The 15,714-nt window shown below is 69.7% G+C and carries 15 protein-coding genes; 5 read left to right on the top strand and 10 right to left on the bottom strand.

Features of this window, described 5'->3' with window-relative positions:
* Nucleotides 1-6 precede the first annotated feature (6 nt).
* Nucleotides 7-534 (bottom strand): redoxin domain-containing protein, encoded by a 528-nt coding sequence (locus ACP96_RS11465; RefSeq protein ID WP_050033407.1) that lies wholly within the window; start codon nucleotides 532-534, stop codon nucleotides 7-9.
* 162 nt (nucleotides 535-696) lie between these two features.
* Between ACP96_RS11465 and ACP96_RS11460 the strand changes: the two genes are divergently transcribed.
* Nucleotides 697-1,245, top strand: coding sequence for a DedA family protein (locus ACP96_RS11460; RefSeq protein ID WP_050033406.1), 549 nt, complete (start codon nucleotides 697-699; stop codon nucleotides 1,243-1,245).
* Nucleotides 1,246-1,254: 9 nt separating this feature from the next.
* Here the strand turns inward: ACP96_RS11460 and ACP96_RS11455 are convergent, their stop codons facing one another.
* The 5 genes from ACP96_RS11455 to ACP96_RS11435 form a co-directional block, all read right to left on the bottom strand.
* Nucleotides 1,255-3,063: an acyl-CoA carboxylase subunit beta gene (locus tag ACP96_RS11455; protein ID WP_050033405.1), complete on the bottom strand. Its 1,809-nt coding sequence runs from the start codon at nucleotides 3,061-3,063 to the stop codon at nucleotides 1,255-1,257.
* A gap of 98 nt (nucleotides 3,064-3,161) precedes the next feature.
* Nucleotides 3,162-3,899, bottom strand: coding sequence for a hypothetical protein (locus ACP96_RS11450; RefSeq protein WP_050033404.1), 738 nt, complete (start codon nucleotides 3,897-3,899; stop codon nucleotides 3,162-3,164).
* A gap of 300 nt (nucleotides 3,900-4,199) precedes the next feature.
* Complete coding sequence (locus tag ACP96_RS11445) at nucleotides 4,200-4,430, bottom strand: DUF2171 domain-containing protein (protein WP_050033403.1); 231 nt, start codon at nucleotides 4,428-4,430, stop codon at nucleotides 4,200-4,202.
* A gap of 135 nt (nucleotides 4,431-4,565) precedes the next feature.
* Nucleotides 4,566-5,486 (bottom strand): class 1 fructose-bisphosphatase, encoded by a 921-nt coding sequence (locus ACP96_RS11440; protein ID WP_050033402.1) that lies wholly within the window; start codon nucleotides 5,484-5,486, stop codon nucleotides 4,566-4,568.
* Nucleotides 5,486-6,289, bottom strand: a complete 804-nt coding sequence (locus ACP96_RS11435; RefSeq protein WP_050033401.1) for a class I fructose-bisphosphate aldolase — start codon at nucleotides 6,287-6,289, stop codon at nucleotides 5,486-5,488. Before ACP96_RS11435 ends, ACP96_RS11440 begins: the two co-directional genes overlap by 1 nt.
* Before the next feature lie 222 nt (nucleotides 6,290-6,511).
* On the opposite strand from ACP96_RS11435, the gene ACP96_RS11430 reads away from it, so the two are divergent.
* Nucleotides 6,512-7,369 carry a 3-hydroxyacyl-CoA dehydrogenase family protein gene (locus ACP96_RS11430; protein WP_050033400.1) on the top strand — a complete coding sequence of 286 codons (858 nt, stop codon included), beginning with the start codon at nucleotides 6,512-6,514 and terminating at the stop codon, nucleotides 7,367-7,369.
* A 62-nt stretch (nucleotides 7,370-7,431) separates the two neighbouring features.
* Here the strand turns inward: ACP96_RS11430 and ACP96_RS11425 are convergent, their stop codons facing one another.
* The 4 genes from ACP96_RS11425 to ACP96_RS11410 all read right to left on the bottom strand — a co-directional run bounded on the left by ACP96_RS11425 (nucleotide 7,432) and on the right by ACP96_RS11410 (nucleotide 12,082).
* Entirely contained in the window at nucleotides 7,432-8,115 is a 684-nt protein-coding gene (locus ACP96_RS11425) for a hypothetical protein (protein ID WP_050033399.1), read from the bottom strand.
* Between the two features lie 84 nt (nucleotides 8,116-8,199).
* Nucleotides 8,200-8,478 carry a zinc ribbon domain-containing protein gene (locus tag ACP96_RS11420; protein ID WP_050026442.1) on the bottom strand — a complete coding sequence of 93 codons (279 nt, stop codon included), beginning with the start codon at nucleotides 8,476-8,478 and terminating at the stop codon, nucleotides 8,200-8,202.
* Nucleotides 8,479-8,914: 436 nt separating this feature from the next.
* The gene (locus tag ACP96_RS11415; RefSeq protein WP_050033398.1) at nucleotides 8,915-10,231 is read right to left on the bottom strand and encodes an MFS transporter; all 1,317 of its coding nucleotides are present in this window, start codon (nucleotides 10,229-10,231) and stop codon (nucleotides 8,915-8,917) included.
* A gap of 78 nt (nucleotides 10,232-10,309) precedes the next feature.
* Nucleotides 10,310-12,082 (bottom strand): PAS domain-containing protein, encoded by a 1,773-nt coding sequence (locus ACP96_RS11410; RefSeq protein WP_050033397.1) that lies wholly within the window; start codon nucleotides 12,080-12,082, stop codon nucleotides 10,310-10,312.
* A gap of 148 nt (nucleotides 12,083-12,230) precedes the next feature.
* Here ACP96_RS11410 and ACP96_RS11405 point away from each other — a divergent pair, with 148 nt between their 5' ends.
* From ACP96_RS11405 to ACP96_RS11395, 3 genes are all read left to right on the top strand, one after another.
* The gene (locus tag ACP96_RS11405) at nucleotides 12,231-13,661 is read left to right on the top strand and encodes a Y-family DNA polymerase (protein WP_050033396.1); all 1,431 of its coding nucleotides are present in this window, start codon (nucleotides 12,231-12,233) and stop codon (nucleotides 13,659-13,661) included.
* Nucleotides 13,662-13,754: 93 nt separating this feature from the next.
* On the top strand, nucleotides 13,755-14,312 hold the full coding sequence (locus tag ACP96_RS11400) for an NUDIX hydrolase (protein ID WP_050033395.1): 558 nt from the start codon (nucleotides 13,755-13,757) through the stop codon (nucleotides 14,310-14,312).
* A gap of 123 nt (nucleotides 14,313-14,435) precedes the next feature.
* Nucleotides 14,436-15,371 carry a CPBP family intramembrane glutamic endopeptidase gene (locus ACP96_RS11395; RefSeq protein ID WP_050033394.1) on the top strand — a complete coding sequence of 312 codons (936 nt, stop codon included), beginning with the start codon at nucleotides 14,436-14,438 and terminating at the stop codon, nucleotides 15,369-15,371.
* Nucleotides 15,372-15,714 lie beyond the last annotated feature (343 nt).

Genomic DNA, 15,714 nt, shown 5'->3' with positions numbered 1-15,714 from the left:
CCGCCCTCACCACGGCCCGTCGTAGTTCACCCGCGGGCGGTCGACGTCGACCCCGATATCGCGCAGCGCGGCGGTCGCGTTCTGGACGGGCGAGGGCGCCGGGCGGTCGAGCGCGTCGGTCGTCGCCTCCGCGAACCGCACCGTCCAGTCGCCGTCGATGGCGACCACGGCGCGCCGGGGAATGTCCGAGTGCCCCTCCCACGAGTCGGCGAGCAGGTCGTACGACTCCGCGACGCCGCCGTGGAAGTCGGAGACGATCGGGAAGGGGAGGTCGAACCGGTCGGCGTACGCGAACCCCGCGTACAGCGAGTCGCCGGTGAGCGCGACGACGGCGAGGTCGTCGCGGTCGTGCCACCCCGCGTCGCGGACCGCGGCGAACGCGGCGGTGCAGGTCGGGACGAAGTTCGCGGGCGCGAAACAGCAGACGACGGCCTCGTGTCGGTCGACAAGCCGGAACAGCTCCAGCTCGGTCGCCGTTCCGCCGACGACCGCGGGCGCGATGAAGTCGGGAGCTTTGACGCCGACATCGATCATGGCCGACACGTGCGCGGGCGACCGGTTAATACCCCGCCCCCGGTCGCTCGGCTCCGATCGGAGGCGGAGAGGACCCGCATTCATCCGATTAGCTACCGCTATGTTGTCTGAGAGCACTGTTCACGGTGTAAGAGCTTTAGGTGGTGGCCACCGAGGGGAGTCGTGTTCGGCTCTCACGCCGCGACCGTGCTCGCCCTCGTCGAGGGCTACGGCGCCGTCGCGGTCTTCGTCGTGTTCGCGCTGGAGGGCGCGCTCGTCGGGAAGGTGCTCCCGGCGCGGACGCTGTTCGTCGCCGCGGTCGTCGCCGTCGGCGTCGAGGCGGTCGCGGTGCTTCCGGTGTTCGCCGCGGCCGTGGTCGGCGCGACCGTCGGCCAGTCGGCCGTCTTCGCGGCCGTGCGCCGGTTCGACGTGGATCCCACGTCGCTCGCGGTGGTCCCGGTCGGCGAGGGGCACCTCGACGGCGCGGCCCGCTGGTTCGACCGATGGGGGCTTCCGGCGGTGGCGGCCTCGAACGCGGTCCCCGGCACGCGCGGGTGGCTCGCCGTCCCGACCGCGAACGCCTCGTCCGTCTCCGCGCCGCGGTTCGCCGCCGCGTCGCTGGTCGGCTCGGCCGCGTACGTCGGTGCGCTGCTGGCGGTCGGGATCGCGGTGGCGCTCGGGTTCGGGGGCGCCCTCGGACTCCTCGGCGCCGAGGGGATCGCGACGCTGTAGTCCGGGCAGTCAGAGAACGGTTCCGTGTTTCTTGTCCGGTAGGCCCTTTTCCACGTCCTCGTAGAACGCGAAGCGGGCGGCCAGCTCCTCCCGGAGCGTCGAGGGCGGGACTATCTCGTCGATGACGACCTCGCTCGCCATCCGGTGGATATCGATCTCCTCGCGGTACTCCTCTCGCAGGCGCGCCTCCGTCTCAGCGCGCTCCTCGGGGTCGTCGATCTCGGCGAGCTTCCGGGCGTACACGGCGTTGATCGCGGCCTCCGGCCCCATGATCGCGATCTCGCCGGAGGGGAGTCCGATCACGCTCTCGGGGTCGTAGGCGGGCCCGCCCATCGCGTAGATCCCCGCGCCGTACGCCTTCCGGACGACGACGGTCTGTTTCGGGACCGTCGCGGAGGAGGTGGCGTAGATCATCTTCTTCCCCTTCTCCAGGATGGCGTCCTTCTCGACCTGCGATCCGGCCATGAAGCCCGGCGTGTCACAGAGGTACAGCAGGGGAATCTCGTAGGCGTCGCACGTCCAGATGAACTCGGCCGCCTTCTCGGCCGCGTCCGGGAAGATGGCGCCGGATCGGACCGCGGGGTCGTTGGCGACGACGCCGACGGGGCGCCCGTCGATCCGGCAGAACGCCGTGAGGATCTCCCCGCCGTACCCCTCCTTCAGCTCGAACACCGACTCCGCGTCAGCGATCCGGTCGAGGAGGTCGCGCACGTCGTAGGGGCGGTTCGGCGACGCCGGGATCAGCTCGTCGATCCCCTCGGGCGAGTATTTCGGGGGTTTCGTCTCGCGCTGCGGGGGTTTCTCGCCCGCTTTGTCGGGGAGGTAGCCGATGAGGTCGGCGACCAGCTCGCGGGCGTGTTCCTCGTCGCGGGCGACCAAGTCCGCGGAGCCGGACTCCTCGGCGTGGACGCGGGGGCCGCCCAGATCCGCCATCTCGATCTCCTCGCCGGTGACCATCTTCACCATCCGCGGGGAGGCGATCGCCATCGCGGACATCCCCTCGACCATCACGGTGAAGTCGGCGAAGACGGGCGTGTAGGCGGCGCCGGCGATACAGGGGCCGTACAGCACGCAGATCTGCGGGACCGCGCCCGACAGCATCGAGTGGTTGTAGTAGTACTTCCCGATCCCCTCGCGGTTGGCGAAGAAGCCGGACTGCTGGTCGATCCGGCCGCCGGAGGAGTCCATCAGGTAGAGCACGGGGTTGCCCGTCTTCAGGGCGCGCTGCTGCATCCGGAGGAACTTCTCGACGCCCTTCGCCGCCATCGACCCCGCCTTCACGGTGAAGTCGTTGGCCATGAAGTGCACGTCGCGCCCCTCGAACTCGGCGGCGCCGGTGAGGAGTCCGTCGCCGGGGAGGCGGTCGCTCGTCTCCTCGGACTCGTCTCCGTCGCGGTCCGGCGCCTTCGGGTGCCAGTCGTCGAACGCGGCGAACTTCCCGTCCTCGAAGTGGACCCCCGCCGGGTCGCCCTCGGCGGCGCTCGCGTCGCCCGCACCCCGGGTCCCGCCCTCGCCGCCGAACCAGAGATCGAGCCGGTCGCGGACGAACAGCTTTCCCTGCTCGGGGAGGCGGTCGCGGTACTTCTCCGGGCCGCCCTGCAGGATGTCGTCGATCTCGGCCCGGAGGTCGTGCTCCCGGTCGGTCGGCCCGAAGTCGTCGTCAAGGGGGTACTCGATCTCTGGCGGCGACGCGCTCGCGGCGGGCTCCTCGTGGTCTCCGACGTGGACGTCAACGTCGACGCCGAGGTGCTCGGCGAGCGACTTCGCGATCGCCTCGGCCTCCTCCGGCGTCGCCGCCGCGCCGACGTGAACGTTCATGGGCGCAAGATTTGCGGTAGATCCTAAACAGTTTTCCATGTGGGTTCCGGCGGAGGTCGCCTCCCGGACGAATCGACCGGTCGGGTCGGCAATCGCTTTTAACTATCCGTCCCGTCAAGCCGGGCGTCAAGTTGCTCGGTGACCGGGTCGAGGTGGTGGCGACCGACGACGGCGACGACATCGCCGTCGTTCCGGAACCCGGCGAGTTGGTCGGCCATGTGCGCCTCGCGCACGTCGTCGCCGAATGCGACCGCGCGAGAGGGCTCGAACGCGTCCATCACGGCGCGAGCGCGCTCGATTTGACGGCGTTCGTTCTCGGCCTGCCGGTCCGGGCCGTCGGTCCGATCGGTCGCATACGTGACCGGCGAGTCGACCTCCATCCGGATCGACGTTACCGCGGCGATCGAACCCGCGAGACGGCAGCGGAGGGCGTTCTTCGTCACCGACGTGAATCGGTCGAGGACGCCGCGAACCGTCTCGAGCGACCCGCCCTCGCGATACAGCGTCGCGGCGAGCCGGCGGACGAACGGCAGGGTCGGCCCGTCGATCCCGACGACGCGGTCGGTGGTCGCCGCCTGAATCGCGGCGCTCGCCTCCCCGCCGAACACCGGCGGGGTACGGGTGTCCTCGGCGTATCGCTCGAAGATCGGGAGCGAGAGCGGCGGCAGTTCGAGCGCGAGGATCTCGGGATCGCAGTCCGAGACCACGCTTCGAACTCGGTAGGCGCTGGCGGGATGATCGTGGACGACGCCGACCAGCGTAACGGTGCCCGTAGGGGTGTCGATCGAACGGAGGTGTTGGCCCGTTATCCGCGGGTCGTCGTAGTGCGTGTCCATGTGGCGGCCGATATTCCGCGCTTATCGGAGTGTATCCGCCGTTAGGATGCGCTTAAGATAAGAATTCCTGATATACAGGCTACAAATAGTTCAAATACTTAGTAAATAAATTTAAAGTTGTAGAATGTTGGGAGGAGTACGCCAGGGCGACCGTTTCGAGCCCATCTCAGCCATCCTACGCAGCAAGCGTAGGGCCTGCAACGTGGTAAAAAAGCGGTGTTCGGTGTCAGGTTCGGGTTTCCCATCGGCGCAGAGCCGAGACCGGAAACGAAGCCGGATTATCGGCCGTATCGAGCGGCCCTATCGGTTGAGCCGGACTTTGTCGTCGTCGATCGACTCGATATCCGATTCCTCGATGGGATACGTGTCCCCGTCGGCGTCGGACCAGCCGAGCTTCGATTTGATCGCGTCGCTGACCCCCGGGTCCGGGTCGACGTGTGCGCGGTTGCCCTCGACTTGGGACACCATTCCGAGCTTCGTTCCTTCCTTGTTGACGACGTGTTTGCCTTCTTCTTCGTCTGAGAGTTTCATTTGTTGTTACCTCCGCATGCGATACTTCGACGGGAGCAGAGATTGTAATTAGTCTTATAGTCGAGAGTAAGCTCGGTGAAATCGGCGTAGCCGCGCCCGAAAGTGTCTGATAACCGCTTGCTCTCGTGGTCGGGCTCACCCGTCGGCGAGCGCGTCTTCCAGCCGCTTGACCAGCCCCTCGTTGCCGACGTAGAGGGGTACGCGGTCGTGGACGCCCTCGGGCTCGACGTCGAGGATGTCGGTGTCGCCGTCGGTCGCGGCCCCGCCCGCGCGCTCGACGATGTAGGCGATCGGGTTCGCCTCGAAGGAGAGCCGGAGCTTCCCCTCGGGCGCGTCGACGAGGGCGGGGTACGCGAAGAGTCCGCCGTAGGTGAGCACCTGGTTCACGTCGCCGACCATGGCGCCGCCGTACCGGAGCTTCAGCTCGTCTTCTATCTCTCGGGCGAAGGCGGTGAAGTCGGCGGGCCAGTCGGGGACCCGCCCGCCGAATCCGTAGACGAGCGGGTCGTCGGGAAGCGTCAGGTCGTCTTCGACGACCGAGCGGGAACCGGATCCGTTGGATTCGCGTTCCACCACTTCCTCGCGCACGCCCTCCTCGTCGGCGACGATCATCGTCGTGATCGGCCCGTAGAGCACGTACCCGGCGGCGACGAGGTCGCGTCCGGTCGCGGGGAGCGGGGCGTCGTACACCCCGACGACGGTCCCCATCGCGTTGTTCGACCGGAGGTTCGAGGAGCCGTCGAGGGGGTCGATCGCGACCGCGTAGGCGCCCTCGCCGACCGCGCCGCCGGCGTCGACGGCGGTCTCGCGCTCCTCGCTGACGAACGAGCCGACGCCGTCGACCGCGGTCAGCGCGTCCGCGAGCAGCTCGTCGGCGTACAGATCGCCGGCCAACACCGACTCCCCAGAGGGGTTGTCGGTCCCGCTCTCGACGCGCCGGCCGGGGAGCGCGGCGCGGATCTCGGGGGCTGTGGCCGCGACCGCGTCGAAGATCGCCGCGACGACCGGGTCGCTCTCGGACGGGTCGCCCCCGTCGGCGGGATCCGGATCGACCATCAGTCGGCGCTCTCGGCGACCGCCAGCGCCTCCGCCGGGTCGGCCTCCTCGAAGACCACGGCTTCGAGCGCGTCGAGGATGCGCTCGGGCTCGTCGCGCTGGAAGACGTTCCGCCCGACCGCGAGCCCGGTCGCGCCCGCGTCGATGGCGTCCGCGACGTTTTGGAGGAACGCCTTGTCGTCGCGCATCGTGCCGCCGGACATCACGACCTTCGTGGGACCGGCCATCCGGACGGCCTCGCCCATCGCCTCGGCGGAGCCGGGGTACTTCACCTTCACCACGTCGGCGCCGAGCTCCAGTCCGAGCCGGGATGCGTACGAGACGATGTCGGGGCTCGTGTCGTTTTTCACGCCCTGTCCGCGGGGGTACGACCACATGACGACGCCCATGTCGTGTTCGCGGGCGTCCTCCTGAGCCCTCCGGAACTCCTCGGCCATCTCCACCTCGTAGTTCGAGCCGCCGTAGAGCGTGAAGCCGATCGCGTCGGCACCGAGTTCCGCGGCGTACTCGGCCGAGCAGTTGACGGGGCTGTCGGGCTCGCCCATCCAGAGGTTCGAGGTCCCGTTCAGCTTCAACAGGAGGTTCACGTCGTCCTCGTAGTCGGGGTAGTACGCCTCGGCGACCCCCTTCTGTACGGCCAGCGCGGTGACCGCGTCGTGGGTGGCGAGCTCGAAGAGCCGCTCCGGGTCAGCGGTCGCCGGATTCGGCTCGAAGTCGACCGGGCCGTGTTCGAGCCCGTGGTCGTACGCGAGGATGAGTGTCTTGCCGTCCCGCGAGATGGCGTCGTCGGCGTGGGGAAGCATCAGTTCGTACTCCCGTTACATCGGTAAAAAACGCTATGGTCGTTCAATTCGTTACGTCTGGTTAGAAACCGTATATACAGAACTCCTCGTCGCCGCTATCGGCCGATTAACACCCGCCGTAATTACTACTCAAATAGTTAATTCTGTACGATTCCGAACGGGATACGGACTGCCGCCCCCGGAGCCGCAATACTTACCACCGCCGCCGCGACAGCGTCCCGCATGCGGGAGTTATCCGACATCGACGTCGTCGGCGTGGTGGGGGCCGGCACGATGGGCAACGGGATCGCGCAGGTCGCGGCGACCGCCGGCTACGAGGTCGTGATGCGCGACATCGAGACCGAGTACGTCGAGCGCGGGCTCGACGCCGTTGACGACAGCCTCGACCGGCTGGCGTCGAAGAACGCCCTCGACGAGGACCCGGCGGCGATCCGCGACCGGATCGAGGGCACCACCGACCTCGACGCGCTCGCGGGCGCGGACGTGGTCGTCGAGGCCGCGGTCGAGGACCTCGAGGTGAAGAAAGACATCTTCGGCGACCTCGACGGGGTGACCGACGGCGACGTGGTCCTCGCGACCAACACCTCGACGCTGTCGATCACGAGCATCGCGAGCGCCACCGACCGCGCGAGCGACGTGATCGGGCTCCACTTCATGAACCCGGTGCCGATCATGGACGGCGTGGAGGTCGTGGTCGGGGAGCGCACGGCGGACGCGGTGGTCGAGTTCGCGCACGCCTTCGCCGAGGACCTCGGCAAGGAGACGTGGGAGGCCGACGACAAACCCGGCTTCGTCACCAACCGTATCCTGATGCCGTGGATCAACGAGGGCGTCCGCGCGTACGACGAGGGCGTCGCCGACAGGGAGGACATCGACCGCGGGATGACGCTCGGAACGAACGTCCCGATGGGCCCCCTCGAACTCGCCGACCACATCGGGCTCGACGTGGTCCTCGACGCCAGCGAAACGCTCCACGCCGAACTCGGCGACCGCTACAAGCCCGCGTACCTCGTCAAGCGCAAGGTGGAGGCCGGCGACCTCGGGAAGAAGACCGGGAAGGGGTTCTACGAGTACGAATAGCGCGCGGTCGGCGGGGAGAGGAGCGGCGGCGAGAAGGCGTCGCCGAGCGCGCTCAGGCGCGGTCAGGCGCCCTCGGCACCTTTGCCGTCTTTGTCGTCGCTCGCGGTCCACCGGCGAGCGCCGGGGAGCAGGGCGACCAGCTTCGTCACGTAGCCGAACCTGAACAGCCCGAGCTGTGAGAGCGCGCCGAGGACGAACACGGCGAGGAACGCGGGCGCGGTCACGTCGAACAGCAGCGGCTCGACGGTCGCCTCCGCGGCGGCCGCGTCCAGCGTCGCCGGGGTGAGCGACCGCGACGCGAACGCCGCGCCGATGAAGGCCGTCGAGACGACGAGCGTCGTCCGGCTCATCACGAACCCGAGCAGCGCGCCGACCGCGACGCCGGCCAGCGTGGCGCCGACGAGGAGGAGCGTCCCCTCGATCCCGCCCGCGTCGGCCGCGTACATCGGGCCGACCGCGAACCGCCCGGCGAAGCCGCCGACGAGCCCACCGATGGCGACGACCGCGAAGGAGAGCCCAGCATACGCGAGGAATCCGCCGACCGCGGCGCCGAGCGCGGCGGCCGCAGCCGTGAGGACCAGGCCGTCGACCGCGATCAGCCCGGCGAGGTTCGGCGCGGCGAGGTAGCCCGCACCGGCGCCGACGAGGACCCCGGTCAGCGTGACCGCGTAGACGGACACCGCGGCCCCGACGAACGCGAGGAGCAGCCCCGCGACGACGAGTCCGGCGGAGAGTGGCGTGATCATGTCTCCACGTGAACCCCGACCTGACTTAAAAGGTCGCGAGACGAGAACGTCGACAGGACCGGGGAGCCGGCTCGGCGCGCCCCCTCACCGCCCGCGACGTCCGGCCTGTCGGTCGATATGCCGGGTGTAACCGCCGACGGCGAGGCCGAATCCGACCACGATCAGCCCGAGTCCGAGCATGCGGGTCACTCCGAGCGTCATCAGCGCGAGGATCACGCCGAAGACGAACGCGAACACGCCGGCGACGACGACGCCGACATCGAGGAGCGGCGACGGCTGGACGGCCTCGCAATGGGGGCAGATCCGCGCGTCGCTCGGGATCGGCTCCCGACAGTCGACGCAGTGGACGCGATCGCGGGACACGCGAGGGGATTAGCGAGTCACCGACTTATAAGCGATCAAGTACTGGGGAGTGAGTGCTTTTGAAGTCCTGACTGGTCACTTATAAACAGTTGCTGGCGGTGGACCGGCGGTGAACACCGCCAAAGCCCCAGCCGCGACGGCTCGCGTGACTCGCTGCGGTACTCGGTCGCTCGCTCCGCTCACTCCCTGCGGTCCTTGCGTCGTCAAGCGTCGCCCTCGCGGCTGCCCCTTTGAGTCCCACCCCGCACAGCACCGCACAGCCTCACACCTCCCCAGCCTCGTCGGTCGCCCGTCGCTTCGCTCGGGCGACGGACTCCCTCGCGCGGCGCTCCTCGCGGGCCGATGGCCCGCTCGGAGGCGCGCGCCACCGCACATCTCTTTATAGGCGAACTATAACGCTTATAAATCGCGACTGAGCGACGACGGTTGCGCGTCGTCAGTCCGCCGTCGTCGCGTCCGCGGCGCCCTCGCTCGTCCCCAGCGTCTCCTCGACCTGCGTCGCGACCATCGCGAGCGCGACGACGGCGAGCGCGGCGCCGACCGCGAAGGGAACGACGAAGCCGAAACCGTAGAGCCAGCCGGACGCCAGCGGCCCGACCGCGACCCCGAAGCCGAACCCCATCGTGAGCACCGACAGCGTCGTCCCGGACTCGCCCTCCCGCGCGAGGTCGCCCGCGAGCGCCAGCGACGGCGCGAACACGCACGCGACGGCGATCCCCTGCCCCAATCGGACGATCGTCATTACCACCGGGTCGGTGACGATCCCCTGCAGGAGCGTCGTGGGGCCGAGCAGGACGAACCCGGCCAAGAGGAAGGGCCGGCGCCCGATCCGGTCGCTGGCCTGCCCGATCGGCACCTGAAACAGGACGTTCGCGACCGTCACTGCCCCGAACTGGAGCCCGAACCACACCGGGGGCTGGTCGAGCCGGGCGTTCACTTGGGTCTGGAGCGTCGCGAACAGCGCGATGCAGATCCCCATCGCGACCGTCGCCAGCCCGAGCGCGAACACCGGGTCGAGCAGGCGCCCCTCGCCGCGGACCCGGATCGAGAGGTCGTCGCTCGCCTCGCTCGACTCGGCGGCGTCGCGCACGAGGAGGAAGACGAGGGCGAAGCTGAGGTACGCGCCGGCGCAGGCGGCCGCGAACGCGGCGTCGAACCCGTCGACGACCGGGAGCCCGATCGCGGAGAGGTCGTACGGGCCGCGCTGGACGACGGCGCCCGCGACGACCGGCCCGAAGCCGAACCCGATCAGCCGGAAGGTGTTGTACACGCCGAAGTTACCGCCGCGGTCGGCGTCGCTCGCGGCGTACTCGTTGACCAGCGCGACCGTCGCCGGGATGATGAGCGCCGCGCCGAACCCCTGCGCCGCCCGGAGCGCGATCAGCTGCCAGTAGGCGTCGGCGATCGTGTAGAGCCCGCTCGCGGTCCCCAGAAGGAGGATCCCGGCCAACACGAAGGGTCGTCGCGCGCCCGTCCGGTCCGAGAGCCGTCCAGTGAGCGGTTGCGAGAGGCTGTTGAGGAAGCCGAACAGCGAGAGCACGAGCCCGATCAGCAGCGGCTCGGTCAGGGTCACCGACGCCGCGCCGACGCCGACCGCCGTTCCGAGGAGCGACTCGATGTCGATCAGGTCGCTCGCGATGTACAGCGGCAGGACGACGATGAGGAAGGAGTTGCCGGCGGCGCCGACCATCCGGGCGAGCGCGAGGACGATCACTCGGCGGTCGGTGTCGGCGATGCCCGAGAGCACTCCCATCGGTTACGGGTTCGCCCGCGAGTTCAAAGGCGTTTGCGAACGGGGGGATCGATCCGGTTCCGATGCGGAACGGCTGCGCTAAGAGGGCCGCTTGACCCCGCGGATCTCGAACCGCGCGCCGCCGTCGGCCGCGTCGACCGCCTCGACGGTCCACCCGTGGGCGGTGGCGATCTCTTGGACGATCGCCAGCCCGAAGCCGGTGTTGCCGGCGACCCCGCTCTGTCCGGGCTCGAAGAGGGCGTCGCGGACCGACTCGGTGATCCCGGGGCCGTCGTCCTCGACGTAGAACCCGTCGGTGAGGTCGCCGACGCGGATCCGCACGCCGTCGCCGGCGTGTTCGACCGAATTGCGCACGAGGTTCTCGAAGAGGTTTCGGAGCCGGTCCGGGTCGGCCAACGCCTCGCCGTCGGCCTCGACCGACAGCGACGCCGAGCCGGTGTCGACCGTCTCCCAGCTGTCGGCGGCAACCTCGGCGATCGCGACCGGCTCCGGGTCGCCGACGGTCTCGCCCTCGCGGGCGAGCGTGAGGGTGTGCTCGATGATCGACTCGATCCGGTCGAGCGCGTCGGTCGCGGCGTCGAGATTCGCCGAGTCGTCCGTCAGCTCCCGCGCCAGTTCGACGCGCCCCTGCGCGACGTTGAGCGGGTTCCGGAGGTCGTGCGAGACGATGGCCGCGAAGGCGTCGAGCCGCTCGTTCTGGCGCTGGAGCGCCGCCTCGCGCTCCTTGAACGCCGTGATGTTCTCTTGGAAGCCGACCCACTCCGAGATCGACCCATCGCCGTCGCGGAGCGGCGCGACGCTGACGCGGTTCCAGAACGGGGTGCCGTCCTTCCGGTAGTTCAACAGCTCGACGCTCTCCGGCTCCTCGGCGTCGATCGCCTCGCGGAGCCGAGCGACGGTCTCCTCGTCGGTGTCTTCCCCCTGCAGGAACCGGCAGTTGATCCCGACCGCGTCGTCGCGGTCGTAGCCGGTCATCTCGACGAACCGGTCGTTGACGTACACCATCGGGTTGTCCGGCAGGTCCGGGTCGGTGATCGTGATGCCGACGGGGGCCTCGTCGAGCGCCCGCGTCTTCGTCTCCAGCTCCTCGCGACGCGCGAGCTCGTCGGAGACGTCTCGGAGGATGCCGACGCTCCCCTCGAAGCACTCGCCCTCGTACGGGAGCGCGGCCATGTGGTCCCGACAGGGGATCGGGTCGCCCTCCTTCGGAACGATGTCGACCGAGAAGCGCTCCACGTCGGGGCCGGCACTCGACAGGACGCGTCCGAGCCGTTCTTCCGCCTCCGCGACCGCGTCGTCGTCCTTGATGAGCCCCGGCTTGCTGCCGACGATCTCCTCCCGGTCGTACCCGGTCAGCGCCGCGAACGGCTCGTTGACGAACCGGAAGACGCCGGTCTCGTCGACGACGTACACGGGGTAGCCGAGCGCGTCGATGACCGTCGAGTAGCGGTCGGCGATCTCGCGGGTCCGGTGCTCGTCGACCGCCTGCTTGACCCGGTTCGCGAGCCGGCGGAGCTGCTCGGGGCCGCCCTTCTGGAAGTAGCCGGTGACGCCCGCGTTGAGCGCCTGACTGGCGATCTCCTCCGACCCCTTCCCGGTGTAGAGGACGAACGGGAGCTTGGAGTGCTCCGCGTGGATCGCCTCGAAGAGCTCCAGCCCGTTCGTGCCGTGCATGTCGTAGTCGCTGACGACGCAGTCGAACGCCTCCTCGGCGAGCCGATCGAGCGCGGCCGACGGCTCCGTGACGCTCGTCACCGCGACGGACTCCAGCTCGCGTTCGAGGAACGCCTCCGTGAGGTCCAGCACGGACGGGTCGTCGTCGACGTGTAACACGTCGATCCGTTCGGACATGGCACGGTCTTGGGGCTCTCCCGATAAACGAATGTCGGCTCACGTATCAGTCGTGAGGACGCGAGTGTTTCGGTGTCCCTACCGTGCCCGCTCCACTACCGCCCCGCGTGGCTGATTCTTAAGGCCGCGCGGCGCGGAGCCTCTGGCGATGGCGGGCGGAACGCTCCCCGGGACCGACGCGGACGACGACGCGGGGAGCGACCGCGTCGTGTTCCACGTCGACATGGACTGCTTTTACGCCTCCTGCGAGCGCCTGCGGCGGCCCGAGCTGGCGGGCGAGCCCCTCGTCGTCGGCATGGGCTACGAGGCGGGCGAGACGATCGGCGCGGTCGCGACCGCGAGCTACGAGGCCCGGGCGTTCGGCGTCGAGAGCGCGATGCCCATCTCGGAGGCGCTCGACCTGCTCCCCCGACGGGCGAACGCCGACCCCGACGATCCGGACGTACCCGATCCCGACGAGGCGGGCCGGTACCTCCCGGTCGACCTCGACTTTTACAAAGAGGTCGCGGGCGACGTGAAGGCCGTCCTCCGCGACTGCGCCGACGTGCTCCGCGAGGTGAGCGTCGACGAGGCGTACCTCGACGTGACGGACCGCACCGCGTGGGACGCCGCCGGCGACCCCGCGGACCCCCCGCCGAGCGCCGCGAGCGGCCCCGCTGAGGGCCGGACGCTGGCGGAGGGGTATGCTCGGCATGTCAAGGAGCGCATCGAGCGCGAGGCGGGCGTGCCCGCGAGCGTCGGCGTCGCGCCGAACATGTCGACCGCGAAGGTCGCCAGCGACGCCGACAAGCCGGACGGGCTCGTCGTCGTGCCGCCGGGCGAGGTCGAGCCCTACCTCGCGTCGCTGCCGACCGCCGAGATCCACGGCGTCGGCCCGGTGACGGAGCGGACGCTGGCGGAGCTGGGGGTCGAGACCGCGGGCGACCTCGCCGCCGCCGACCCCGACCGACTCGGCGAGGAGCTGGGCGACCGCGGCCGGGAGCTGTACCGGCGGGCGCGGGGCGAGGACGACCGGGAGGTCACGCCGACAGGGCTCCCGAAGAGCCTCTCACGGGAGTCGTCGCTGTCGGCGACCGCCGACGCGGAGCGGAAGCGGGAGACGGTGCGCGCGCTCGCCGCCGACGTGGCCCGCCGCGCCCGCGAGCGGGGGTGCCTGTACCGCACCATCGGGATCAAGGCTGTCGAACCCCCCTACGAGGTGAACACCCGTGCTCGGAGCCTCCCGGGTCCCGTCGACGACCCCGAACTCGTGGAGTCGGTGGCGCTGGACCTCCTCGACGAGTTCGCCGGCGACCGGGTCCGCAAGCTCGGGGTGCGCGTCTCGAAGCTCGACTTCGCCGAGAGCGATCAGGCGACGCTCGGCGGGTTCGACGCGGGCGGGGACGGAAACCGTGACCGCGACGGCGACCACGACTTCGAGACCCAGTCGGCCGCCACCGACGGCGACGGCGGGAAGCTCACCGACTGGGTGGGCGGCGAGCCGGACGCGGCCGACGCGGACGGCGAGACGGACGAGACTGGAGACCGGCGAACGGGAGAGACCGTCGACGGACAGGCGTCGCTCGGCGACTGGTCGTAGCGGGGTACCGGGGACGACTTCGCGTTCGCACGCCGCCGCTGAGTACGGGGATTTAGGTCGGGGATTTACGTGCTCGAGCACCGACCCCGAGGCATGGACGACTCCGCCGACGAACTCGCGTGGGAGACGCTCGACACCGACATCGACTACCGCTGTCCCGGCTTCGACGTGCGCCGCGACGAGGTGCGCTTCCCGGACGGCGAGACCGACGGGTACCACTACGTCGACGAGTCGCCGGCGGTCGTGGTGCTTCCCCTCACCCCCGACGGCGACGCGGTCGTCATCGACGAGTGGCGGCAGGCGGTCGGCCGGGTCAACCGCGGGCTCCCCGCGGGGTCGGTGGAACCGGAGGACGCCGACGACCTCGAGCGCGCCGCCGCCCGCGAGCTCGCCGAGGAAACCGGGTACGAGGCCGACTCCTTCGAGCGCCTGACGACGGTGGAGCCGACGAACGGGATCGCGGACTCAGTCCACCACCACTTCCTCGCGACGGGCTGCGAGCCGACCGCCGAGCGGGACCTCGACCACAACGAGTCGATCGCGGTCGAGACGGTACCGTACGACGACCTGCTCGAAGCCGTCGTCGACGAGGGGCTCCGAGACGGGCGAACCGTGACCGCCGTGTTGTGGTACGAGCTCCTGCATCGGTGAGGCGGGATCGGGATCCGGGACCAGAGACCGGAACCCGGAACCGAGAGGAGCGGCGGTCGCCGGGATCGGGTGATCGGCGCGACGACGGACAGGCCTTTGAGCGATCGGTTCGTACGGGGGACAATGAGCGATCCCTCCGAGTTCGACGCCGAGTCCGGTGACGGCGGGCGAGAGCGCGACGACCCGGCAGACACCGCCGCCCGCGACGGGGGCGAGCCCGGCGACGCCCGCGCGGCGGTCGACGCCGCCGACCCTCCCGACGAGACGGACAAGGGCTCCCCGCTGCGAGCGGTCGGCGCCGCCTTCGGGCTGGGGATCGCGGGGATTCTCGGACTCCTCGCTGTCACCACGATCGTCGGGGGTGTCGTCCTCGTCGTCGCGACGCTCACCGGGCGGGAGCCGTCGCTTATCACCTCGTTCGTCGTGCCGTTCGTCATCGGGCAAGTCGTCGCGTTCGTCGGCGTCAGCCTCGGCTATCTCCGATGGCGGGGGCTGAACCGCGAGGAGATCGCCGCGTACCTCGGGGTCCGGCGGCCGAGCATCGTCGAGTCCGTGATCGCCCTGATCGGCCCGATACTCGTGATCGTCACGGTGCTCGTCGTTAGCTCGGTCGCGTTGCTGGTCGGACCGGAGCCGGCCCAGAACCAGGGCGCCCAGACGACCCTAGAGAACCCGTCGATCATTCCGGTCATGATCGTCGCCATGCTGCTCGTCGTGGGGCCGTGCGAAGAGCTCCTGTTCCGCGGCGTCATTCAGAGCCGCGCGCGGGAAACGCTCTCCGCGGTCCCGGCTATCCTCCTCGCGGCCTCCGTGTTCGCGCCCGCTCACGTCGTCTCGTTGTCCGGGGGCGTGAGCGCGATGCTGACGACGATCAGCCTCCTCTTCGTCCCGAGCCTGATCTTCGGCGCGGTGTACGAGTACACGGAGAACCTCGTCGTCGTCGCCGTGATGCACGGGCTGTACAACAGCATCCTCCTGACGATCGGCTACATCGTCATCACGTACGGCCCAGAGATGGAGAACGCGGGACAGGCGGGCGCGGCGCTTCTCGGGCTGTAGGCGGCGGTGGCGTCGGCGTCAAACGGGAAGACCGATCCGCGATCGGCGTTTCATCCGACCAGTCTCACGTTGTTTATAAGTGAACGGGGCGGTGGCGCGCGCCCCCGAGCGGCCGCCCCCGGCGGCCGCGAGGAGCGTCGCGCGAGGGACGCGGTGAGCGCTCGGAGAGCGCGAACCGCGAGGTTGGGGAGGCGTGAGGCGGTGCGGTGCTGGTCGGGCGGGGCGGGACTCAAAGGGGCAGTCGCGAGGACGAAGACGCGCGACGTAAGGACCGCAAGGAGCGAGCAACGCGAGCGACTGAGGACCGCAGCGAGCGCATCGAGTCCTCGCGGCTGGGGCTTTG

The organism is Halorubrum halophilum (genome assembly GCF_000739595.1).
Taxonomy (GTDB): domain Archaea; phylum Halobacteriota; class Halobacteria; order Halobacteriales; family Haloferacaceae; genus Halorubrum; species Halorubrum halophilum.
This window is presented reverse-complemented; position numbering and strand designations above follow the sequence as displayed.